Here is a 19,584-nt window from a genome sequence, read left to right on the forward strand (position 1 = left end):
ACAGCGATGTTTAATTCATCTGCTTTTTCAATCATTACATCTACGGTTTTTTTAGCTTCTACATTTACACTTACCATAGTTTAACCTCATATTAATATTAACTTAAATAATTAAGTCATTAATTAAAAATTTATTACTATTATTATTTATATTTGCCTAAATGAGTTTAATAACTATACAACACAATATCAGTACCTATCAAAATGAACTTTAGACTCATCATATCTAAGCTTAACTTTACCTTCACTTTGAGGATAACCTACACAGATTACTGAAAATGGAATGCAATAGTCAGGAATGTTTAAAAACTTCTTTAACTTCAATACTCTATCTTCGATTGGATGAAAACCTAACCAAACGGCACCGAGTCCTTCATGAGTTGCCTGAAGCAAAATATTTTCATTACAAGCACCCAAATCCTGCTCAATCATTCCGTGAACTTTGGATTCATTGAGATTTCCCAATGTAATTATCAGATGTGATGCATAACGTGCAGGAGTTGCAAACTGATGCATATTTGAAATAGCTTCCTTATCTTCTTTTTTTGACACAACTACAAACTCCCATGGCTGAGCATTGCATGCCGAAGGCGCCTGCATACCTGCCTTTAGCAAGTTTTCAATCTTTTCGTCAGTTACCTTTTCATCAGTGAATCTGCGAACTGAATGTCTTTTAAATATTAAACTCATTTAATCACCAAATAATTCTTCAATTTCTTCCCTTACATAGGGATAATCATTACTGTCTGTTAAAACCTGAATCTGATCAGAATATTGTATATTGAAATCTTCAGTTGGAATAATATACTTACCGTTTCTGATTACAGACACTACAATTGCATTTTTAGGAAATGGAATATCCTTAATTTTAAAATTAATATAATTGCAACCTAGAGGCACAATATATTCTGATAAAACATGTTTTGATGGTTTTTTTACATACTCCCTATTTTTCTTTAAAAGCAATCTGTCATATAATGACTCATAAATTGGTTCATTGCCTAAAAGTGTCGGAACAACATAAGCAATTAAAGATACAATGACCATTGCAACCAGAGAGCTTGTTGAACCGCTCATCTCAGCCAAAAGAACAATACCAGTAATTGGAGACCTTACAGTTGATGCGAAAAATCCTGCCATTGATATTACGATAAATCTATAAATCAAGTCATGTTCCAATCCAAATGCCGGTACGACAATACTTCCAAATACAGCGCCAATATAAGCACCCAATACTAAAATTGGTAAAAATATTCCTCCAGGCGCACCAGATGAGAATGAAAACATGGAAAAGACATATTTTAAAACCAATAATAATACTAAAACGCCCAAAGATGGAACAGCTACACCTAGCATATCCATCATAAAGTGCCCACCATCACTAATATCCGGAATAGTTAGTGCTACAACACCAGATATCATGAAAACCAATACGAATTTAAGCCATGACGGAATTTTAAGACTGTTTACCAAATCGCTAGACTTAATCATTCCAACATTATATATGTAACCTAAAAAACCAATTATAAGACCTAAAACAATTAAAATCCAATATGATTCAAGAGGAATGTCATATATTGGAAATGATAAAATTGTGGCCTGTCCGAATATTATTTTTGAAACAAAATCAGCCACAATTGCAGAAACAAGTGCAATGAAAATCAATGTCTTATCAAAACCATGATTGATTTCTTCAAAAACAAAAATAACCCCTGCAAGCGGAGCATTGAATGCAGCAGTAATACCTACAGCCGAACCAACTAAAATCAATCTCAATTCATCAGTTTTTGAACCCTTGAATAATTTCGCAATACCCTTTCCGGCCATACCCCCAATTTGAACTGACGGACCTTCAGGACCTAAAGATAACCCTCCAAGAGCTGTTAAAACACCTGAAACTATCTTTGAAAACAATACTTTTGCCCAATTGGCTTCCATATGCCCTTTTACTTCAGCATATATTTGGGGTATTCCACTTCCTGCCGAATCCACTTCCCATTTGGTCAGATAATCTATTAAAATACCCATAATAGCAAGAGCAATGAAAAAAAGAATAATGTACAATACATTTCCATGTATAATACCTAAGTAGTCTCTTAAAACATGTTCGGAACCTGCAAGTAAAAATCTGTATAAACAAACCATCAATCCGGCAAATATACCCACCATTGCTCCTTGAACGGTTAATCTGAAGATATATTTGGGATTTTCACTTACTGATTTTAATGTTTTTTCAAGAGCCTTCATTATTAATTAATTTAATTTAAATCATATAAATTTTTTTCATAATCCATTATGAAAAAACGAATATTTTTCCTGCCTTTTGTGTATACTTCATGACCCTCCGCTTCAAGCATTTTCCTTTGATATTCAATACCTCCAGGATATTTAGGGTTTATCTGACCATCACTTTTAAGGCATCTCCAAAATGGAATTCTGTTATTTTTTCTTTCACAACTTGCCTGGGCGGCCAAATTGATAAATATACCTGCAGTCATCGGACATGTGAAATCAGCATCATACCTTTTTGCCAGAAATTCTCTGATTTCCTTAATGGTCAACAGTTTTCCTTTAGGGATTTTAGAGATAATATCATTATACTCCAAAGGAGGAGCTATCAGCATATTTTTTCCACCGTAACGCTGAACAACTCTATCGTTTTCTATCACAACTATTTTCGGCATATCCTTAGAGTCTTGTAATTTTTCATTGAATGATTTGCGAACCATAGTATCACCACAATTTGATGTAAACAATTCTTTGAACCTCAAAAGTTAAATACATTACGAATATTCAAACAGTTCGAACATGTCTTGATAAACTATAATACGCAATTCCTTAATCTGTCCAAAAATGAATTATAATCTAATCATGATGATTTTTATCAAAAATCGATTTACATGAATCTGTCAGTTACTATATTTATGAAAGATAAACCCAATATTGATATTTATATAACAACCGATTCAAAAACCTATGAAATTATTGTCGGTCATTTTTTTAATAACTGCAAATTCTCTTTCAAAATTGAATAAATATTTTCTGCACCAATAATCTCCTCCTCAGGCATCTGCCAATTTGAAGGATATAAAATAAATGATTCAGATTGACTTCCACCTATTCCGCCATGACTTCCAATCAACTCTTCAAAGGCGCAAACTTCATCTTTTTCAGGATCATAAAAACTATTTACCAAAATATCAGGAAGATGATTAAAACTGCAGTGTCTTTTTATCTTTTCAGCTGCATTTTCCCCATAGTTTTTAAGAGGATTTTCACCTTCAATTTTATCAATATCAAGGAAATATTTACCATCTTTACTTAAAACTAAATTACCATGCTTTTCTGAATAGACTACTATAAAACCTATATATTCATTATCAAGGATTCCCGGAATAAAATTCGGGAATAAATCCATTAATTCCTCATAAGTTAATCTGTAATCCCATTGAGTTAAATAAATAAGTGCGAGATTGCCTGATGCAAGTACAGTTACCTGAGATTCTATACATTCATCATCCTCTTCTTTTTCATTTTTTTGTGAAAAAGGATTGAAAACATCAGTGTGGTGCTCTTCCCTTGATGAGAGATTAGCGTAAACTGACATGTCCTCCGGAAGCAATGATATAATGAATTCTTCAAAAGTCATCCCGTATCTCTGTGTAAAGGTAGCTCCTTTACTTTGCCCATGATCGGACTGGATGACAAATTGATATTCCCTTGAAGCATACCTGCTTCCTTCCATTAACCGTTTGATATGTTTATCGATTAAACTAAGGGCATAGAATGAATCTTCATCTTCAACACCAGAATGATGTGCAATTTCATCATATCCCAAATATGTGGAGTATGCAATATCAACATCTCCAACCATCACATCTCCCAGCAATGTTGAAGTATTCACCTCACTAATAAAAACATTTGTACCAACTCTGATAGAAGCATACTTAAAATCCCTATCAATCCTTGGTTGAATATCTTCAGATTCATGCTTTCTTTGTGAACGGAGCTCTTTAAATAAATCCAGTAATCCCAATATTGCTATACGTGCAGTATAACTGGGACTTGAATATAAGGAAAACCATGCAGTATTATAAATTTTTTTAAAGTTTCTGAATTTACTTGATGTTAAAATAACATCTTCACTGTCCCCAGAAAACAGATTTGAACGGCTGGCCCCATCATTTGCAAGCAAACCGTTTCCATCCGAAATTCTCTTTTCCAATATTTCAATGTCTTTTAAGGAAGAGCATTGGACAATTTTATTATTATTTTCTTTTTCAACCCATCTGAAAGCCACTATATCATGGTTATTTCCATGTAAAATTCCGGCCTGACTTGCTCCAGTCTGAGAAGATAAATCAGTAATCCACGGTTTAAGACTATGAGTTTTTGATTCAATTAGCTTTTTTACATTACTCATATGACCTTTTTCAATAGCTTTAGACAGCATTTCATATGAAAGCCCATCAATTTCAATTACTATAACCCCAGGATAATTTTTAACATCTTTTTTCCTTTTCTTTTTTGCATCCCTCAAAACAACCCTATAATATGAGGTATCATCATCAATAGTTAAAATTGCTGTTAATAATGTATTAACGGCAGTCAATACGAAAGCAACAACTAAAAATCCGTAACCTTCAAGTTTAATATAAAACATAGGTGCAAAAAACTCTATTATAAAAGCATTCAATATGAAATTAGCAAATCCGAATGTCAATAATATGAAAGGCAGGAATAATCTAGTGATAATCGGCCACAAAATAGAATTTACCAAACTGAAAAATAAAACAAAAAGAAGAATATCATCAAGATAGTCAATTTCAACACCTAAACCAAAATAACTAACAAGATACATTGCAACTACATTTGCAAAAAATAATATCAAAGTTCTTTTAATCGAAATATTTCGCGGCGGTTTTTCACTAATTCTTTCCATATAAAATTATTATATGCATCAATGTTTAAAATATTTCCTATACCAATTATCTCCAAGCCAGGGAAACATGATGCAAATAAAAAAACAAGCATGGCATAATCTAGTTTTGATGAATTGAATAAATTAAATTTTCTATTTGATTATAAATTTTAATTAAAGGAATCCTAAGTATAGCTGGAACTTCTCCATGTGTTTTTTATTTAATGCATCCAACTCTTCATCTACACTATTTTGATTAAAATTACTTGTATAATGATTATTATATATTCTCCAACCCACTCATCAGTGCATTTAGCCCCATACAATCTTCCCATAATGTTTGTAGGTACTTAAGTTATTTGTTCCACCTTTTGCTACTGGTCTGGTGTAATCCATATGTAAACGTGTTTCTTTGTTGGTAGCGGCGAACCCCCCGCAACGATAATTATCTCTTTGGAATATGATATGGTGAAGTTTGCGTGTAATTTGGTTGCCTTTAAGCTCGTGAAGATAATTGATTGCCACAGCAGGGGCAGATTTTAAAGTCCGAATTTTTAAATACTCGACAACATGACTTACAATATTTTCATAAATATCCCTATTAAAATTCATAATCGCATCGAAGGCATTTTTTAGCTTTTTTTCTTAAAGTTATGCCACCTTTTGGGCATTTTTCAATCAACGAAGACCTTGAGATTAAATACGAGACAATCTTCGTTATTTTAATTGTAACAATTTATATGAATAATTGAATAAAATAAAAAAATTTTTAGATTTAATTTACTAAAATTTAATTAAGAGAGAAGCCTATGTTCTAGTTTGAACTTCTCCATGTGTTTCCACAATTTGCACATCTTATAAAGTTAGTAGGAGCTTCATCTGCAGATCTTGTCTGCACTGTCCACCAGTATCCCTTTGTACCGCCACATTTATAACATGTTATTGTAGTTGTCGGGAGCGCCACATTATTTTTATCTGTAACAATTACCTTCATTTCAGGATTCTTTTCCCCTTCCATATGATACTGTTCCTCAATATCATCATTTGTTAAGGATTTTTCATATCCACATCTACATTTAACTTTTCCATTACTTGGCATTAACATTGCACCACAATCAGGACAGAATTCCATACTAAAAAACTCCATTTAAAATTCGCAAGTATTAATTTAATCAAAGGTACATATAAAATAATCGATTAATTTTGAGACCTTGTTTTCCTGTATAACAGATAATTGAACACCAGCATCATCAGGGCAAAAATTGTCATGTAAAATGTTGAATTCAAAACCAGATTATATTCAAAGCCACCGAAAGACAGCAAAATATTATCAACAGGATCCAAAATATGTTTGCCGAAAATCATCGGCACCAATATCAAGAACAGTACATCAAAGATTATCGTATTTACAATGACAAAAACAAATCTTTTATAGTTGTTTTGAAGTTTTCCGGACTCAATAAGAATCTCAGTTCCAAAAACAACTAAAAAATACAATCCAAACAGATTTCCAATATAAAGCACTTGAGTGAGCTTGAAATCAAAAAGAAAATAACATGCAACAACTGCAATTATCAATGCAGATACAAGATTCATTACAACTGCACGTACACTATTACTTTCAACCATCAAATCACCAGTTCCATATCAGAATTAATAATATGTTTGTATTTTAAAACATATAATATTTAAGAATTCTATGGAAAAAATTAAAAAAAAAAGTTTTGTGTGAAAGGATTAACCTTCCACCATTATCAGCTTACCCGTCGCTGGGTCCTTGTAAACTTTACCCATTTCAGTATAACCTTGACCAGAACTATTAGAAGTGTCTGGAGTTTCATTTAATTGTTGGCCTTGATCAACTTCTGTTGTCTTTTGCTGCATCTGTTCCTGAATGTTCTGATTAGGATCTAACATTGCCTGCATGTTCCAACTTATGATAACAAAAACTAAAAAACCAACAGCAATAACAAGCATAGCATCCACAAGGTTGGATGTACCCGCCATTGGGTCTTCTTCGACTCTTTTAGATCTTCTTCTACTTCGTTTTCTTACCATAAAACCACTATTTATTCATATAATCTAGAACTGCATCAATCAAAGCGTCCAAGTCAGATAGATATCTGTCATACCAACCTGACCTTACTTTACCAAGAACATAACATAAAGCACCTGATCCGATACCAACAATTGTTGTGTTGAAAGCAACAGTCAAGGAACTTGCAAGTGTGTTGATATCTCCAGCACCCAATGCAGCAAGTCCAGGACCCATTGGGATTAAAGTACCCATCAATCCTAAAGTCGGACCTATACGTGTGATGATATCGGTCTTCTGCAATGTGCTTAAAGTTTTTTCTTCTTCAAATTCAAATAATTTACGAGCTAAAGCTTCTCTTGAAGAATCACCCAATACCTCAGAAGATGCGATTTCTGTTAAAACTTTTTTCTGAGATTTCGGTATCTTAGCATTAGAAATAATATTTTTAAGTTCATCAACAGAATTAGCCGCATTAATATCATATATTAAATCTCTAATAGTACCTACTGGAACTTTTCTTCTTGAAGTGTACTCAGCAATCACACCACCCAATGTGATAATGGTTATTATAACAATTATAAGCAAAATAACCAATACAGGAATGGTTAAACTTTGTGAGATAACATCAAGAGAACCGGTTAAAAACTCTCCACCTGGAATATTTAAAGCCATATTTTTTCACCTAAAAATTATTTTAAAATACTTCTGCCTCTTTTATTTAAAACCATACCTCCAACTAGTAAAATAGCAAATGCTAATATCACCATAAGTATGTCTTGAGGAGAACCAATAGTAATAGGACTTACAGTTTTTGTCAATGCCCCTGCAATATTTGGAATAACGATTGCTGAAAGTAAGAAATATGCACCTAAAAGCAACATGAAATTGCCCAATACAATTGGATAAGGTTTATGTATAAACCTGATAATTGTATTTGATGCCAAGTAAGTTACAATCATAACTGCCACTAATGCAGCCGCTGCATACCAACTTAAATTGAGTGAACTTACACCAATTGTTGGAGCAACAATCAATACGCTTGCAATAATTGAACCAAAACAACATGGACAAGGAGCTATAATAGCCAGGGAAGTTGCAGTAGATGTATTTTTATCATGTATTTTCCATTCTCTTATTGTAAAAAGACCTGCAATAATCATTATTGAAGCCATTATAATATAAAATATAGTATTATATCCATAAATAGCCTGAATTAATTGTTCTGCATATAATGAAGCAATTGCAGAAATAAGAACTACCCCACCACCATATGCAATACAAATTATTGCAAATAACTTTTTAGACAAGTTAGCTAATCCTGAAGCCAACCCTATTTTTACACCGAAAACAAGGACAGATGCAAAAATACCAACTTGCCACAAAACACTCATCATATCCATATTAATTTCCCCATTATCAAATAAATTTTAATAATTTACAATTACTTATTACTTTTACAAAGTATATAAATTTTTTAACTGCGATGTGCAAAAAAACACCCATCATTATAATATTTTCATTTTCATTATAAAAATAATTTGGATGAAATTAATAGACTTTAAAAAAAAAGAAAAAAATAGCATTTCACATCTCGTGAAATACTTATTGAATTAACGTTTAGAGTAACTGATACCAAATATTGTACAAACCATAAATATTGAAACTAATGTATACAGGATATTGAATGGATTAACCTTACTTGAATGTAATTCATCCTTAGGCAAAAATGTCTGTTTGACACTGGCATTACTTGAATTTGTTGCATTGGTTGCATTTGTATTCCCAGTAATATTAACTTTTGATACAGGACTGATGAAATTGTGCCCAAATTCTACTGGTAATATTAAACCATTATTATGATAATTATGATTTTCATTATAATTATCAAACAACTCCAAGATATAGACTATCTTGTCCCCCTGTTTTCTTGCCTTGCTTGATTCAACCAATTCACCTACATTAGGATCATATTTCAGACTATAAGATACAAAATCTTTTTTATCAGCATCATTTACCCATATAAAATAGAATATTAAATCCTTCCATAATGGAATTTGAATTAAATCTACATTTTTGCTTATTTTAGATCCAAATACTTCCAAAAGACCATTAATAGCTTTTTTTGTATTCAAACCATTTATTTTTGCATAACCTGCAGAAGTTAAAATATAAAATCTTGAATAATCTTTTTTAACATTAATACCCTGTGATTTGAAGTAAACTAAAGCGTCATTAGCTGCATCAACACCAATTTGCTTAATTTCAGATGATGTCAATTTAACCAAATCCGAATCTTTACTACCACTGGCTCTATTAATATCAGGATTTAACTTATTTTCTATTTTCAACATATCATTAAAATTTGACTGATCATAACTCATTACGGCAATCATTCCATTTTCAGAAGCGTTATTCTCCATACTCAACCCAATTAAAGATTCATTTCCAATTGAATCACCAATGTACACATTGTTGTCTGAAATTTCAGAAATCCAAACAACCGCATTATCATCAGAATCCATTGAAACACCCAATAAACACTCGTCAGCATTCACAATAGGTTCTTCAAGCATATTACATCCGAATAATGTTTGAATCAATTCTTGCTCAAATATTTGTTCAGTTAAAAAATGTTTCTGCTTATCACAAAAAACACCATTTACAATCCCATCAGTTAAGGAATATTTGATTTCATCCCAAAGACCAACAGAAACTTCCGAACTTGCATTACCAGAAAATATTGAAGACATTACTCCATTTTCATAGAATACCATAGTGAGAAATTCACATTTCCTTGAAAAGAACGCAATATCAATTAAATCTGATTTTAATGAAGACAATGTTATTAGATTACCTTTTTCATAAGTTATATATCCATTAGAAGCATCAATTATCCCATTTATAGCATTTTTAATAGTCACATCATCAATTTTACTTGAATCAACAGAAGCAATTACCAATATATCATCGGCAGATTGAAAATCCAATAAATTACATGCAGATGTTGTTGCATCAAAACCAAGTTCATAATTTGTATCTTTATTAAATTTAAATGAATTACCCAAACCATCACTAATTAAATCATCATCAGATAAAACGGCAACAGAATCATCCGAAGACAACTCCACATCACCTAAAAGCGAAACAGAATCATCCGAAGACAACTCCACATCACCTGAAAGCGAAACAGAATCATCCGAAGACAACTCCACATCACCTGAAAGCGAAACAGAACTTTCATCCACACTTGACAATTCATTATTTTCAGTAATTTCAATTTGAATATTATCTTGATCAAATGATTGCATTTCAACATCCGATGCAGTTATATTACTTGCTGAAACAATTCCCACCAAACTTAGTGTTAAAATCAACAAAGTAACCATAACAACACCGTGTTTTATCATGAATTACTCCTAATTTTCTGTATAACCAATTGCGCAATTATACATACATCAAATTAGTAATACCCATAAATTATTAAATTAATAAAATACAAGCATTACTAAGTTTAATTTATGTTTTTTATTTTAAAAAAAACTTTCTAAATCAATACTAGAAAAATTTTAAAGATAAAAAAATAATATATTATTATATTGACAAAATAATGAGGCAAAATATGTTTTGGAATGAAGAAATTGAAACAATGCCAAGAGATGAACTTGAAGAATTGCAATTGAAAAAGCTTCAAGCAATAGTTAAAAGAGCATTTGATAAAATACCCTATTACAATAAAAAATACAGTGAAGCGGAAGTATATCCCGAAGATATTGAAACTTTAAAAGATATTGAAAAATTACCGTTCATTACAAAAGATGATTTAAGGGAAAGTTATCCCTTCGGATTATTTTCAGTAGACATTAAAGAAATTAAAGAATTGCACTCATCATCAGGTACAACCGGAAAACCGGTTGTATCAGGTTATACAAAAAAAGACCTTGATACATGGGCAGAAACCATAGCTCGTGGGCTTACAATGATGGGTCTTGATGAAGGAGACATTCTCCAGAATACTCATGGATATGGAATGTTTACCGGTGGTTTCGGTGTACATTACGGATGTCACAAAATTGGTGCCGCAATCATTCCTATTTCAACAGGTCAGACCAGAAGACAAATTGAAATTATGAGTGATTTTGGAACAACCGGACTAATTTTCACCCCATCATATGGAATTCATTTAGGTGAAGTTGCACTGGAAGATGGTATTGATCCAAAAGATTTAGGAATTAAAGCCATAGGTTTTGGAGCAGAAATGTGGACTGAAGAAATAAGACAGAAAGTGCAGGACATTTTTGGCTGTAAAGCATACAACATTTACGGATTAACAGAACTCATGGGTCCTGGAGTAGGTATCGAATGCGAAGCGCAAAAAGGCCTGCATATTCCTGAAGACATATACTATCCAGAAATCATTGACTCAAATACAGGAAGAACTTTAAGTGAAAATACACCTGGAGAATTAGTATTGACAAATCTTGAAAGAGAAGGAATGCCAGTCATAAGATTCAGAACCAAAGATTTGACTAAAATTACTTATGAAAAATGTGAATGCGGAAGAACACATGCAAGAATGAGCAGGATTACAGGAAGATCTGACGATATGATTAAAGTTAAAGGAGTAGCTATTTTCCCATCACAAATTGAAAAAGCCTTGCTTAAAGCAGGTGATGTTGAGCCTCATTATATGATTATAGTTACAAGACCCGGAACACTTGATGAAATCGAAGTTAAAGTTGAAGCATCACAGGATATTTTCTTTGACGGCATTAAAGAAATGATGGCAGTTCAAGATAAAATCGGAAAATCAATTGAAAATGAAACAGGAATTCGAGTAAAAGTAACACTAGTAGAACCAAAAACCCTGCCTAGATTTGAAGGCAAAGCAAAAAGAGTAATCGATAAAAGAAACTTACATTAGGTGAAAACATGAAAATCAAACAATTATCCATATTTTTACAAAACAGAATGGGAAGCTTATCCAACCCATTAGAGGCACTTAGTGATGCAGATGTCAATATCAGAGCAATGTGCATGGCGGATACATCTGAATTTGGAATTTTAAGACTTGTAGTTGATGACCCGTTAAAAGGAAAGGATGTTCTTGAAAAGAATAACTATCTAGTTAAAATCACCGACATTATAGGTGTTGAAATGAATGATGCACCAGGCGGTTTAACAACCGTTTTAAAAATAATTAAAGATAATTTAATTGATTTAGAATATCTTTATGCATTTTCACATGATAAAGCTGAAAAAGCTATCCTATTATTACATGCAGACAATATAGATAAACTAATTGAAACTCTTGGTGAAAACAATATTCCAATCGTTCCTGCTAGTGAAGTTTATAATTTATAACTTCACTCTCTTTTTAATATTTTTTCACTAATTTTAAAAATGTGCTCTAGTTATTATATAAGACGGATTTAAAATATCAACTAATTTTAAAAGAAAATGAAAGCATTAAAATCAGAATTCCTTTTTAATTCAATGATAATTATTCAATTTTAAAAAAAAAATCCAAATAAAAAAAATGAAAGATTTGACTATCGTTCGATAGTAAATCCATGGTTTTGAGCTTTTGTTACAAAAACAGTACCTTCATCACCAATGATTTCTTTGGTCTTTTCAACTATATCCGCATTTGACTCATCAAATACTGTGTATAAAACAGGACCAAATGAAGAAATACCCACACCATAAGCACCGGCATCTTCAATGGCTTTCATTGTAGGTAAAAATGAATCATCAAGTGAATGTTCCAATTTATTAAATCCAACTTTTTGAAGTTCACTTACAGCCCAGCCAAAGTTTTTAATATCTTTTTCAAGCATGAAAGGTACCAAATTCATTAAAATTAAATGAGATACTTTTTCAACCTCATCTCTAGGGATAGGGCAACAGTCCTGGAAAACATTTACTTCATCCTGACCATTCATATGTTTATCAACTTTAGGAATGGCAATTAGAATATTCCATTCTTCCGGAAAATCATATCTTGCAATCAGTGTAGCCGGTTTTGCTTTTGAAGCACCAGAAGGCAGAAAACTTGGTTTATCCTCTTTACTGTGTCCACCATCTAAGATAAAACCACCTAAATCATGAGTATATGTTCCAATTCCAGAAGTTCCTCCTCTTCCAACAATACTACTTAATTCTCTACTTTCAACTTCAATACCCATTGTTTCAGTAATTAAATGAGCTGTTGAAACTGCAATTTGTGTTCCACTTCCAAATCCGGAATGTGGAGGATAAGTCTGATGGACAATAAAATTAAAACCTTGGTCTATATCAAAATATTTTATTGTTTTTTGTGCAGCCACAGGAATTTTCTGTGAACATTCCACAATAGCCTCATCATCAGTAACAGTGTCCAAGAATTCTAGAGTAACAAGATTGTCGTCTCTTTTTTGAATTTCCAAAATAAATTGAGGTTCAGATAAAGCTAAACCAATTCCACCATCGATTCTTCTATATGACCCATTCAAATCAATAAGGGACATATGTATTCTTGAAGGTGCTTTGATAATCATGTTTTCACTTCCATATATAAATTAATCTTTATAAATATTTGTGAGTATACTTTAATAAAGTTTTTTATTAATAGGGTCTTTCATCGAAAATATATTCCAAAATATCGTTAAAAAAAAAGAAAAGACTATTTGAAAATTAACTTTTCAATAGAATTGATTAATTTTGAAGCCAAATCGCATGAAACATTCATAGGCTCATAGGAATAACATTCATAAACAAGTGTTGGTATTCCTGCTTTGGAAGTAGGTTCAGTTATAAATGGAGGACTTGTCCTGTGCTCGGGAGCATAATATTCAACCCCTTCAATATCATCAAGCAGTATATTCATATATTCTGTTGATTTTTCATCAAAACCGGGTGCAAAAATAAAGTTAGTAATCTGATAATCACCTGGGCCGTGAGATCCTCTATTAGAATGAATATCCATAAACAAGTCGTATTGTCCATCCACTATACAAGGCACAACAAATTCCTTAGCTAAAAGCTGTCCTTCCATACGTCCTTCAGTTTCACTATTCAATTCCTTAACGCAAATATTATAAATGTAATAACAGTATTTCAACTCATCATTATTGGTTAAGTTTTCAAATAATGCCCTGTGTGATTTGCTTTCAAGTGGATGCATTCCAATTAAATAAGCTATTTTTACATCTGATGTGACATTACCAAAAGGACCATGAACATATACACATCCCAAATCATTTTTACCTATCAATTTAGAATCGTATTTGGTTGAATCAATTTTTGCACAATCAGTTGGACCATCAGGATAGCTCATTTTAACACCTAAAAAAAAATAAAAAAATGACTAGTAATCTAGTCTTCAGAAGGTGAACGTTCACCTAATTCTTTGTTTAATTCATACATTAATCTGTTGTCTCCATCAGCAAATTTAGCTTTTGAGAGCAATTCCATTGCATTTTCTTCTTCTTCAACTTGTTCTTCAACAAACCATTGCAAGAAGTTGTTGGTTGCATGGTCTTTTTCTTCAATAGCTAAGTTAACTAAATCATTGATTAATCCTGATACCATCTTTTCATGTTCTAAAACATGTTCAAATGCAGCTAATGGAGAATCCCATTCAGTTTTAGGTGCATCAATTGCAGTTAATGTTACAGAAGCACCTCTTCTGATAATATAATCATAAAATTTCATTCCATGTTCTAATTCTTCTTCAGCTTGTACCCTCATCCAGTTAGCAAATCCTGCTAATTCTTCATCTTCAAAATAAGCCGCCATGGATAAATATAAATATCCAGAGTAAACTTCAGCATTTAATTGAGCATTTAAAGCTTTTTCCATATTTTCTGATACCATTTTATCACCATTATAATTTTTGTATCTGATTAAATATAAAACCTACTACACTATTTAAATTATTAAGTATAAATTAAAATCATGATAGAAAAATCAATTTATGAAGACTACCAAATCAATTTTAGCGATAAAATTACACCCACTCAAAATGATTACATATTTATTTTCAATAATAATCGAGAATTATTTTTAGATGAAACTAAACAATTGCCTAAAAACATTAATGATTTTCAAGTTAATTTTTGTCTATATATTGGAAAATATAACTCCAAAGACTGTTTTGTTGCTCATGCCGATTTTGAAAAAGGTTTTGATTTAAGAGAAGTTTATGAATTTGACAAAGACTTATATTTGATGGGTGGAAAAGCTGTACTTATTAACGATTGGTATATATCACATCAGTTTTGCGGCAGATGTGGAACAAAAACACAAATAGATGAAAAGGACATGATGTTAAAATGTCCTTCATGCGGTCAAGCACACTATCCTCGCATTGCTCCTGCAATCATTGTGGCAATAAGAAAAGATGAGGAACTGCTGATGGCAAAACACAGTTACCATGACAATATAAGATATGCACTGATTGCAGGTTTTGTAGAACCCGGCGAATGTATTGAAGAGGCCGTTCACAGAGAAGTGGCTGAAGAAGTGGGAATAAATATTAAAAATTTAAAATACAAACGCAGTCAGTCATGGCCGTTTCCAAACTCATTGATGCTTGCTTTTACAGCAGAATATGAATCCGGAGATATAAAAGTAGATGGTGATGAAATACTAAAAGCCAAATGGTTTAAAAAAGATGAAATAACAAGATATGAATCAGACATCAGTATTTCAGACTGGCTTATTCAGGAATTCATTGACAATATATAATAACAGTAAAAATACAACATACATATTATTGAATTATAATCAATACAGTCCTTTATTAAATGTATTTAAAGCTATTATACCAGCTTTTAATCTTAAAAGACCCTCTCTTAATAATTCCTGAGGACATGCTATATTCATCCTCAAGAAACTATCACCGTTTTTACCAAAATCTATTCCTGCAGATAAAAATAATCCCTGATTTTGTCTTAAAAATCCGGACAAGACCTTTGATGGAACTTTAAGTTCACTGCAATCCAACCACAGCAGATATGTCGCATCACATTCAACAAGCTTGATTACAGGCAATTCTTCAGATAGATATTCTTTTACAAACTGTTTATTTTCATACAAAACTTCTTTTAGCTCTTCCAACCATTCTTCAGATTGATTATATGCCGCCACGACAGCAGTTGCTGCAAAGACATTGCAAGAGCCGGAATTATCAATGTGCATTTGATTTTTGATTTTTTCTAACAATTCATTGTTGGATGTTTGCACGATTGAACTTTGAAAACCTGCAATATTAAAAGATTTTGAAGGTGACAGGCAACGAACGACATTATCAGATGATTTGAACGGATTATATTTTAATTTTGGATCTGTCAAATCACAATGAATTTCATCTGATATCAATATTACATCATGCTTTTTGCATAACTCATCAATTTTGTCCAAATCCTCTCTGGACCATATTTTACCAATAGGATTGTGAGGATTGCACAATATCATCAATTTAACTTCAGATAAGTTTTCATCCAAATCATCGAAATCAATGAAATATTTACCATTTTCATAGACCAACTGATTTTCCAATACCTTTCTGTTATTTTCCTCAATAACATGATAGAATACATGATAAACCGGAGATTGAATTAAGATTTCGTCTCCAACATCAGTCAAACATCTAATCATTGATGAAATTGAAGGCATAACACCTACAGAATATGCCATTTGCTCACGAGACATCTCAAGACCGTATCGTCTATACCACCAATCAATATATGCTTCAAATAATTCATCAGGAACAATTGTATATCCATAAACCGGATGATTCGCCCTTTTTAAAATTGCTTCATTAATGGCTGGCGCTACCTTAAAATCCATGTCTGCAACCCACATAGGCAGGTCATCTTCAAACAAATCCCATTTTAGAGAGTTAGTGCTGTGTCTATCCACAACACTTTCAAAATCATATTTAGTATTTTTCATAGTGAATTCTCTCTTCATCAAACTTATCCATGAACTTGTTTTCCCAGCCTTCAGCAGGATATCCTATTGTAATAATACAATACGGTTTGGTTTCAGCGATATCATCAATTCCAATGATTTTACCTATTTTAGTCATTCTTTCCTCTTCAGGTGCAACCCCATTCCAAAGGCCACCTAAACCTAAGTTAACTGCTTCAAGCAACATATTTTCAGCTGCAGCCCCCATATCCTGTTGCCATACGGTTTTATAAAAAGCCCTTTCAATATTTGCAACCAAAACAATAGCCGCAGGGGCATTGGTTACACGAGGTTTTATTTCACCGAGTTTTGCCAAGGTTTCCTTATTCTTAATGACAACAAATTCCCATGGTTCAGCCCCTAATCTTGATCCTGGAGCTTGCATACCTGCTTTGATAATTTTTAAAATATCATCATCATTTACTTCTTTATCTGCATATTCACGAATGCTTCGTCTTGTATTAATAATCTCTTCAAATTCAACCATAATATCACTAAAAAAAATATTAATAATTTTAATAAGATTTACATCAGATATATATTTATTTATTAAAAAATAGATGGAAAAAATAGTATCAAACAAAATAGAAGACTTTTTTCTTGATTTTGAAAATTCTGTTTTTAAAAAAATAAAATTAAGTGAAATGCATAAAGATACTTTTGCACTTCAAAAAAATTAATTACTCATCAAAACGAGAATTTTCATTTAATTTAAATGAAATATCATGCTTTGAGCAGTAATCTTCAACATGACCTAAAATTTCTTGAATATCTTCTTTTTTATATTCATTTTTGAAATAATATACAACTGGTTGAGCATTAGTGAAAACACCAATAGATAAAACCTCATTATTATAAACACGGATAATTAAGGTATTATACATTTGAATATCTGCAATTATTTTATTTTTAGCTTTCCCCACAGAAGTTTCATTTCCTATTATCTTGATTTCACTGTTCTCATAGTCATTATTTAATTTTATAATCTTATCTTCATCTGTCAAAACATCATTTTCAGGTTTTATTTCACTCAATTTTTCCTTGAATAACTTAGCATTGTGCAACTTCTCTTGAACTTCAAGCAACTCTTTTTCAAGCTGCTTTTCATCTTCAATAAGAGAGTTAATGAATGCTTCACTTCCATTGTTGAAATTTTCATACATTTCCAAAACATCACGAGGAGATAAAATTGAATTATTTTTAAAGAATTCCTTTGTATGAGGTTTTACACGAATACTTAAAGTTTTTAATTTTTCTTTTTTTGATTTTGAAGTATTGTCAAAAAATTCTTCTGCTAATTCATTGCCTCTTTTTTGAAAAGCTTTCATTCTAGAAGTAAATGCCTTTTCAAAATCTTCACGGGACATGTCTTCAGGGAAATTGAATTCAAATTCACCCGGAGTATATGACCCACCAAATCTTTCATTTCCAAAAACAAATTTTCTTGAGTTTTTTCCTTTTTCATTATTCATAATACCACCACAAACATGTATACATAATTGTTTTTTGTATACAATTAAATATTGTGATGAAGTACTATATAAATGTATGCATTTTTAAAAAAAGTATACTTAAATTTATTCCAAGTAATCGACAATACTTTGACCCAATGAAGTTAATTTATATATTCTGTTTCTTCGTTTTTCTTCATTAATGCAAATGACAATATTTAAATCTTTTAGATGCTTAAGCACACCAGAAATATGATTTAAACGAATTCCAGTGAATTTAGAAATCTGAGTTGGTGTTTTCTCCCCATCATCCAATGCTTTTACAGTTTTCAACCTATAAGTTGAAATATTTATATGAGAAATCAATTTTAATGTATCATCATCCATAATAACACCTAAATTTTGTAAAATATAATAACTCGTAAGTCATATAAAAATTTATTCACAATTTATAAGAATATTCGAATATTATATAAAACAAAATAAAAGGAGATTGAAAAATAATGAAATTTAATTATTTACTCAATTCAGCACCGATTTCAAATGCCTTTTCAATATCTTTTGGATACTGTAAAATCAATTGTTTTTCCTTTAGTTCCTGGCTAAAACCGGCCATATTATATTTTGAATAATCGTGAACCTGCAAAGTATCGCAGATAGGATATGATACAACTTCACCGTTCAAAAATGAAAATAGAAATTCAGTACTTGCCAGACTATCCTTCATATTTTTTTCAAAGAAATCGAACGGAGCGTTCATAGTGTAAAAAATTCCAACATTTACTTTTCCACTGTAATAACTGGATCCATCATCATATGAAAGATTGCAGAAAATCAGCCTTTCAACCAATGCGCGAAATTCACTTGTAGGCTCGCCGAAGTAAATTGGTGTTCCTATGAGCAATGCATCAGCATCCAAAATTTTTTCAATCAATGGTGTTAAATCATCTCTCCAGTAACATTTGCCCTTGGTTTTATCCTTCATTTTACAAATCAGACAACTTCTACATCCTTTAAATACCAAATCATATAAATTAATGTATTCCGTTTCAGCACCTACAGATTCAGCACCCTTTTGAGCGGCTTGCATTACCTCCGCTGTATTCCATTTCTTCCTTGGACTTGCATTAATTACAATAGTTTTCATTTAAAAACAACCTCACAATTAAAAATTCATTAAATCAATTAAATAAAAAAAAAGTTAAAGTGTGAAACACACTT

Annotated in this window: 22 protein-coding genes; 3 read left to right on the forward strand and 19 right to left on the reverse strand. The window is 31.6% G+C overall.

Translation table 11 applies throughout. The features are described 5' to 3' along the window. Positions 1-188: 188 nt before the first annotated feature. The 11 genes from Q0P94_RS04985 to Q0P94_RS05035 all read right to left on the reverse strand — a co-directional run bounded on the left by Q0P94_RS04985 (position 189) and on the right by Q0P94_RS05035 (position 10,365). Positions 189-689 carry a nitroreductase family protein gene (locus tag Q0P94_RS04985; protein WP_295114380.1) on the reverse strand — a complete coding sequence of 167 codons (501 nt, stop codon included), beginning with the start codon at positions 687-689 and terminating at the stop codon, positions 189-191. Then, a complete protein-coding gene (locus Q0P94_RS04990) occupies positions 690-2,246 on the reverse strand; it encodes a ClC family H(+)/Cl(-) exchange transporter (protein WP_295114381.1) in 1,557 nt (518 codons plus the stop codon). Between the two features lie 11 nt (positions 2,247-2,257). After that, complete coding sequence (locus tag Q0P94_RS04995) at positions 2,258-2,728, reverse strand: MGMT family protein (RefSeq protein WP_295114382.1); 471 nt, start codon at positions 2,726-2,728, stop codon at positions 2,258-2,260. Between the two features lie 263 nt (positions 2,729-2,991). Then, positions 2,992-4,941 (reverse strand): phage holin family protein, encoded by a 1,950-nt coding sequence (locus tag Q0P94_RS05000; RefSeq protein WP_295114383.1) that lies wholly within the window; start codon positions 4,939-4,941, stop codon positions 2,992-2,994. Between the two features lie 291 nt (positions 4,942-5,232). Next, positions 5,233-5,532, reverse strand: a complete 300-nt coding sequence (locus Q0P94_RS05005; RefSeq protein ID WP_295114384.1) for a hypothetical protein — start codon at positions 5,530-5,532, stop codon at positions 5,233-5,235. A 202-nt stretch (positions 5,533-5,734) separates the two neighbouring features. Beyond that, a complete protein-coding gene (locus Q0P94_RS05010) occupies positions 5,735-6,052 on the reverse strand; it encodes a transcription factor S (protein WP_295114385.1) in 318 nt (105 codons plus the stop codon). 65 nt (positions 6,053-6,117) lie between these two features. After that, positions 6,118-6,549 (reverse strand): hypothetical protein, encoded by a 432-nt coding sequence (locus Q0P94_RS05015; protein WP_295114386.1) that lies wholly within the window; start codon positions 6,547-6,549, stop codon positions 6,118-6,120. 108 nt (positions 6,550-6,657) lie between these two features. Next, complete coding sequence (locus tag Q0P94_RS05020; protein WP_295114387.1) at positions 6,658-6,978, reverse strand: DUF2149 domain-containing protein; 321 nt, start codon at positions 6,976-6,978, stop codon at positions 6,658-6,660. A 7-nt stretch (positions 6,979-6,985) separates the two neighbouring features. Then, positions 6,986-7,630, reverse strand: a complete 645-nt coding sequence (locus tag Q0P94_RS05025) for a MotA/TolQ/ExbB proton channel family protein (RefSeq protein ID WP_295114388.1) — start codon at positions 7,628-7,630, stop codon at positions 6,986-6,988. 17 nt (positions 7,631-7,647) lie between these two features. Further along, on the reverse strand, positions 7,648-8,358 hold the full coding sequence (locus Q0P94_RS05030) for a DUF2162 domain-containing protein (RefSeq protein ID WP_295114389.1): 711 nt from the start codon (positions 8,356-8,358) through the stop codon (positions 7,648-7,650). A gap of 210 nt (positions 8,359-8,568) precedes the next feature. Further along, positions 8,569-10,365 (reverse strand): hypothetical protein, encoded by a 1,797-nt coding sequence (locus Q0P94_RS05035; RefSeq protein WP_295114390.1) that lies wholly within the window; start codon positions 10,363-10,365, stop codon positions 8,569-8,571. A gap of 212 nt (positions 10,366-10,577) precedes the next feature. Here Q0P94_RS05035 and Q0P94_RS05040 point away from each other — a divergent pair, with 212 nt between their 5' ends. Continuing rightward, positions 10,578-11,879 (forward strand): phenylacetate--CoA ligase family protein, encoded by a 1,302-nt coding sequence (locus Q0P94_RS05040; RefSeq protein ID WP_295114391.1) that lies wholly within the window; start codon positions 10,578-10,580, stop codon positions 11,877-11,879. Between the two features lie 8 nt (positions 11,880-11,887). After that, positions 11,888-12,319 (forward strand): acetolactate synthase, encoded by a 432-nt coding sequence (locus Q0P94_RS05045; RefSeq protein WP_295114392.1) that lies wholly within the window; start codon positions 11,888-11,890, stop codon positions 12,317-12,319. A gap of 188 nt (positions 12,320-12,507) precedes the next feature. On the opposite strand, the gene Q0P94_RS05050 is transcribed toward Q0P94_RS05045, so the two are convergent. The 3 genes from Q0P94_RS05050 to Q0P94_RS05060 form a co-directional block, all read right to left on the reverse strand. Further along, a complete protein-coding gene (locus Q0P94_RS05050; RefSeq protein ID WP_295114393.1) occupies positions 12,508-13,494 on the reverse strand; it encodes a beta-ribofuranosylaminobenzene 5'-phosphate synthase in 987 nt (328 codons plus the stop codon). A gap of 125 nt (positions 13,495-13,619) precedes the next feature. Beyond that, the gene (locus Q0P94_RS05055) at positions 13,620-14,273 is read right to left on the reverse strand and encodes an adhesin (protein WP_295114394.1); all 654 of its coding nucleotides are present in this window, start codon (positions 14,271-14,273) and stop codon (positions 13,620-13,622) included. Between the two features lie 38 nt (positions 14,274-14,311). Continuing rightward, positions 14,312-14,812, reverse strand: a complete 501-nt coding sequence (locus Q0P94_RS05060) for a ferritin (protein ID WP_295114395.1) — start codon at positions 14,810-14,812, stop codon at positions 14,312-14,314. An 81-nt stretch (positions 14,813-14,893) separates the two neighbouring features. On the opposite strand from Q0P94_RS05060, the gene nudC reads away from it, so the two are divergent. Further along, entirely contained in the window at positions 14,894-15,685 is a 792-nt protein-coding gene (nudC, locus tag Q0P94_RS05065; RefSeq protein WP_295114396.1) for an NAD(+) diphosphatase, read from the forward strand. 39 nt (positions 15,686-15,724) lie between these two features. Here the strand turns inward: nudC and Q0P94_RS05070 are convergent, their stop codons facing one another. The 5 genes from Q0P94_RS05070 to Q0P94_RS05090 all read right to left on the reverse strand — a co-directional run bounded on the left by Q0P94_RS05070 (position 15,725) and on the right by Q0P94_RS05090 (position 19,510). Then, entirely contained in the window at positions 15,725-16,894 is a 1,170-nt protein-coding gene (locus tag Q0P94_RS05070; RefSeq protein ID WP_295114397.1) for a MalY/PatB family protein, read from the reverse strand. After that, the gene (locus Q0P94_RS05075) at positions 16,881-17,399 is read right to left on the reverse strand and encodes a nitroreductase family protein (protein WP_295114398.1); all 519 of its coding nucleotides are present in this window, start codon (positions 17,397-17,399) and stop codon (positions 16,881-16,883) included. The genes Q0P94_RS05070 and Q0P94_RS05075 overlap by 14 nt, the downstream gene beginning before the upstream one ends. Positions 17,400-17,592: 193 nt before the next feature. Further along, positions 17,593-18,384, reverse strand: a complete 792-nt coding sequence (locus Q0P94_RS05080) for a hypothetical protein (protein WP_295114399.1) — start codon at positions 18,382-18,384, stop codon at positions 17,593-17,595. 105 nt (positions 18,385-18,489) lie between these two features. Then, positions 18,490-18,750: a transcriptional regulator gene (locus tag Q0P94_RS05085; protein WP_295114400.1), complete on the reverse strand. Its 261-nt coding sequence runs from the start codon at positions 18,748-18,750 to the stop codon at positions 18,490-18,492. A gap of 127 nt (positions 18,751-18,877) precedes the next feature. Beyond that, the gene (locus tag Q0P94_RS05090) at positions 18,878-19,510 is read right to left on the reverse strand and encodes a flavodoxin family protein (protein WP_295114401.1); all 633 of its coding nucleotides are present in this window, start codon (positions 19,508-19,510) and stop codon (positions 18,878-18,880) included. Positions 19,511-19,584 lie beyond the last annotated feature (74 nt).

It is taken from the genome of uncultured Methanobrevibacter sp., assembly GCF_946184425.1.
Taxonomy (GTDB): Archaea; Methanobacteriota; Methanobacteria; order Methanobacteriales; family Methanobacteriaceae; genus Methanocatella.

What these genes read in the sequence shown, in the direction of transcription:
- Q0P94_RS04985 (WP_295114380.1), bottom strand. Translation starts at nt 689, where the DNA reads ATGAGTTTAATATTTAAAAGACATTCAGTTCGCAGATTCACTGATGAA.
- Q0P94_RS04990 (WP_295114381.1), bottom strand. Translation starts at nt 2,246, where the DNA reads ATGAAGGCTCTTGAAAAAACATTAAAATCAGTAAGTGAAAATCCCAAA.
- Q0P94_RS04995 (WP_295114382.1), bottom strand. Translation starts at nt 2,728, where the DNA reads ATGGTTCGCAAATCATTCAATGAAAAATTACAAGACTCTAAGGATATG.
- Q0P94_RS05000 (WP_295114383.1), bottom strand. Translation starts at nt 4,941, where the DNA reads ATGGAAAGAATTAGTGAAAAACCGCCGCGAAATATTTCGATTAAAAGA.
- Q0P94_RS05005 (WP_295114384.1), bottom strand. Translation starts at nt 5,532, where the DNA reads ATGAATTTTAATAGGGATATTTATGAAAATATTGTAAGTCATGTTGTC.
- Q0P94_RS05010 (WP_295114385.1), bottom strand. Translation starts at nt 6,052, where the DNA reads ATGGAATTCTGTCCTGATTGTGGTGCAATGTTAATGCCAAGTAATGGA.
- Q0P94_RS05015 (WP_295114386.1), bottom strand. Translation starts at nt 6,549, where the DNA reads ATGGTTGAAAGTAATAGTGTACGTGCAGTTGTAATGAATCTTGTATCT.
- Q0P94_RS05020 (WP_295114387.1), bottom strand. Translation starts at nt 6,978, where the DNA reads ATGGTAAGAAAACGAAGTAGAAGAAGATCTAAAAGAGTCGAAGAAGAC.
- Q0P94_RS05025 (WP_295114388.1), bottom strand. Translation starts at nt 7,630, where the DNA reads ATGGCTTTAAATATTCCAGGTGGAGAGTTTTTAACCGGTTCTCTTGAT.
- Q0P94_RS05030 (WP_295114389.1), bottom strand. Translation starts at nt 8,358, where the DNA reads ATGGATATGATGAGTGTTTTGTGGCAAGTTGGTATTTTTGCATCTGTC.
- Q0P94_RS05035 (WP_295114390.1), bottom strand. Translation starts at nt 10,365, where the DNA reads ATGATAAAACACGGTGTTGTTATGGTTACTTTGTTGATTTTAACACTA.
- Q0P94_RS05040 (WP_295114391.1), top strand. Translation starts at nt 10,578, where the DNA reads ATGTTTTGGAATGAAGAAATTGAAACAATGCCAAGAGATGAACTTGAA.
- Q0P94_RS05045 (WP_295114392.1), top strand. Translation starts at nt 11,888, where the DNA reads ATGAAAATCAAACAATTATCCATATTTTTACAAAACAGAATGGGAAGC.
- Q0P94_RS05050 (WP_295114393.1), bottom strand. Translation starts at nt 13,494, where the DNA reads ATGATTATCAAAGCACCTTCAAGAATACATATGTCCCTTATTGATTTG.
- Q0P94_RS05055 (WP_295114394.1), bottom strand. Translation starts at nt 14,273, where the DNA reads ATGAGCTATCCTGATGGTCCAACTGATTGTGCAAAAATTGATTCAACC.
- Q0P94_RS05060 (WP_295114395.1), bottom strand. Translation starts at nt 14,812, where the DNA reads ATGGTATCAGAAAATATGGAAAAAGCTTTAAATGCTCAATTAAATGCT.
- nudC (WP_295114396.1), top strand. Translation starts at nt 14,894, where the DNA reads ATGATAGAAAAATCAATTTATGAAGACTACCAAATCAATTTTAGCGAT.
- Q0P94_RS05070 (WP_295114397.1), bottom strand. Translation starts at nt 16,894, where the DNA reads ATGAAAAATACTAAATATGATTTTGAAAGTGTTGTGGATAGACACAGC.
- Q0P94_RS05075 (WP_295114398.1), bottom strand. Translation starts at nt 17,399, where the DNA reads ATGGTTGAATTTGAAGAGATTATTAATACAAGACGAAGCATTCGTGAA.
- Q0P94_RS05080 (WP_295114399.1), bottom strand. Translation starts at nt 18,384, where the DNA reads ATGAATAATGAAAAAGGAAAAAACTCAAGAAAATTTGTTTTTGGAAAT.
- Q0P94_RS05085 (WP_295114400.1), bottom strand. Translation starts at nt 18,750, where the DNA reads ATGGATGATGATACATTAAAATTGATTTCTCATATAAATATTTCAACT.
- Q0P94_RS05090 (WP_295114401.1), bottom strand. Translation starts at nt 19,510, where the DNA reads ATGAAAACTATTGTAATTAATGCAAGTCCAAGGAAGAAATGGAATACA.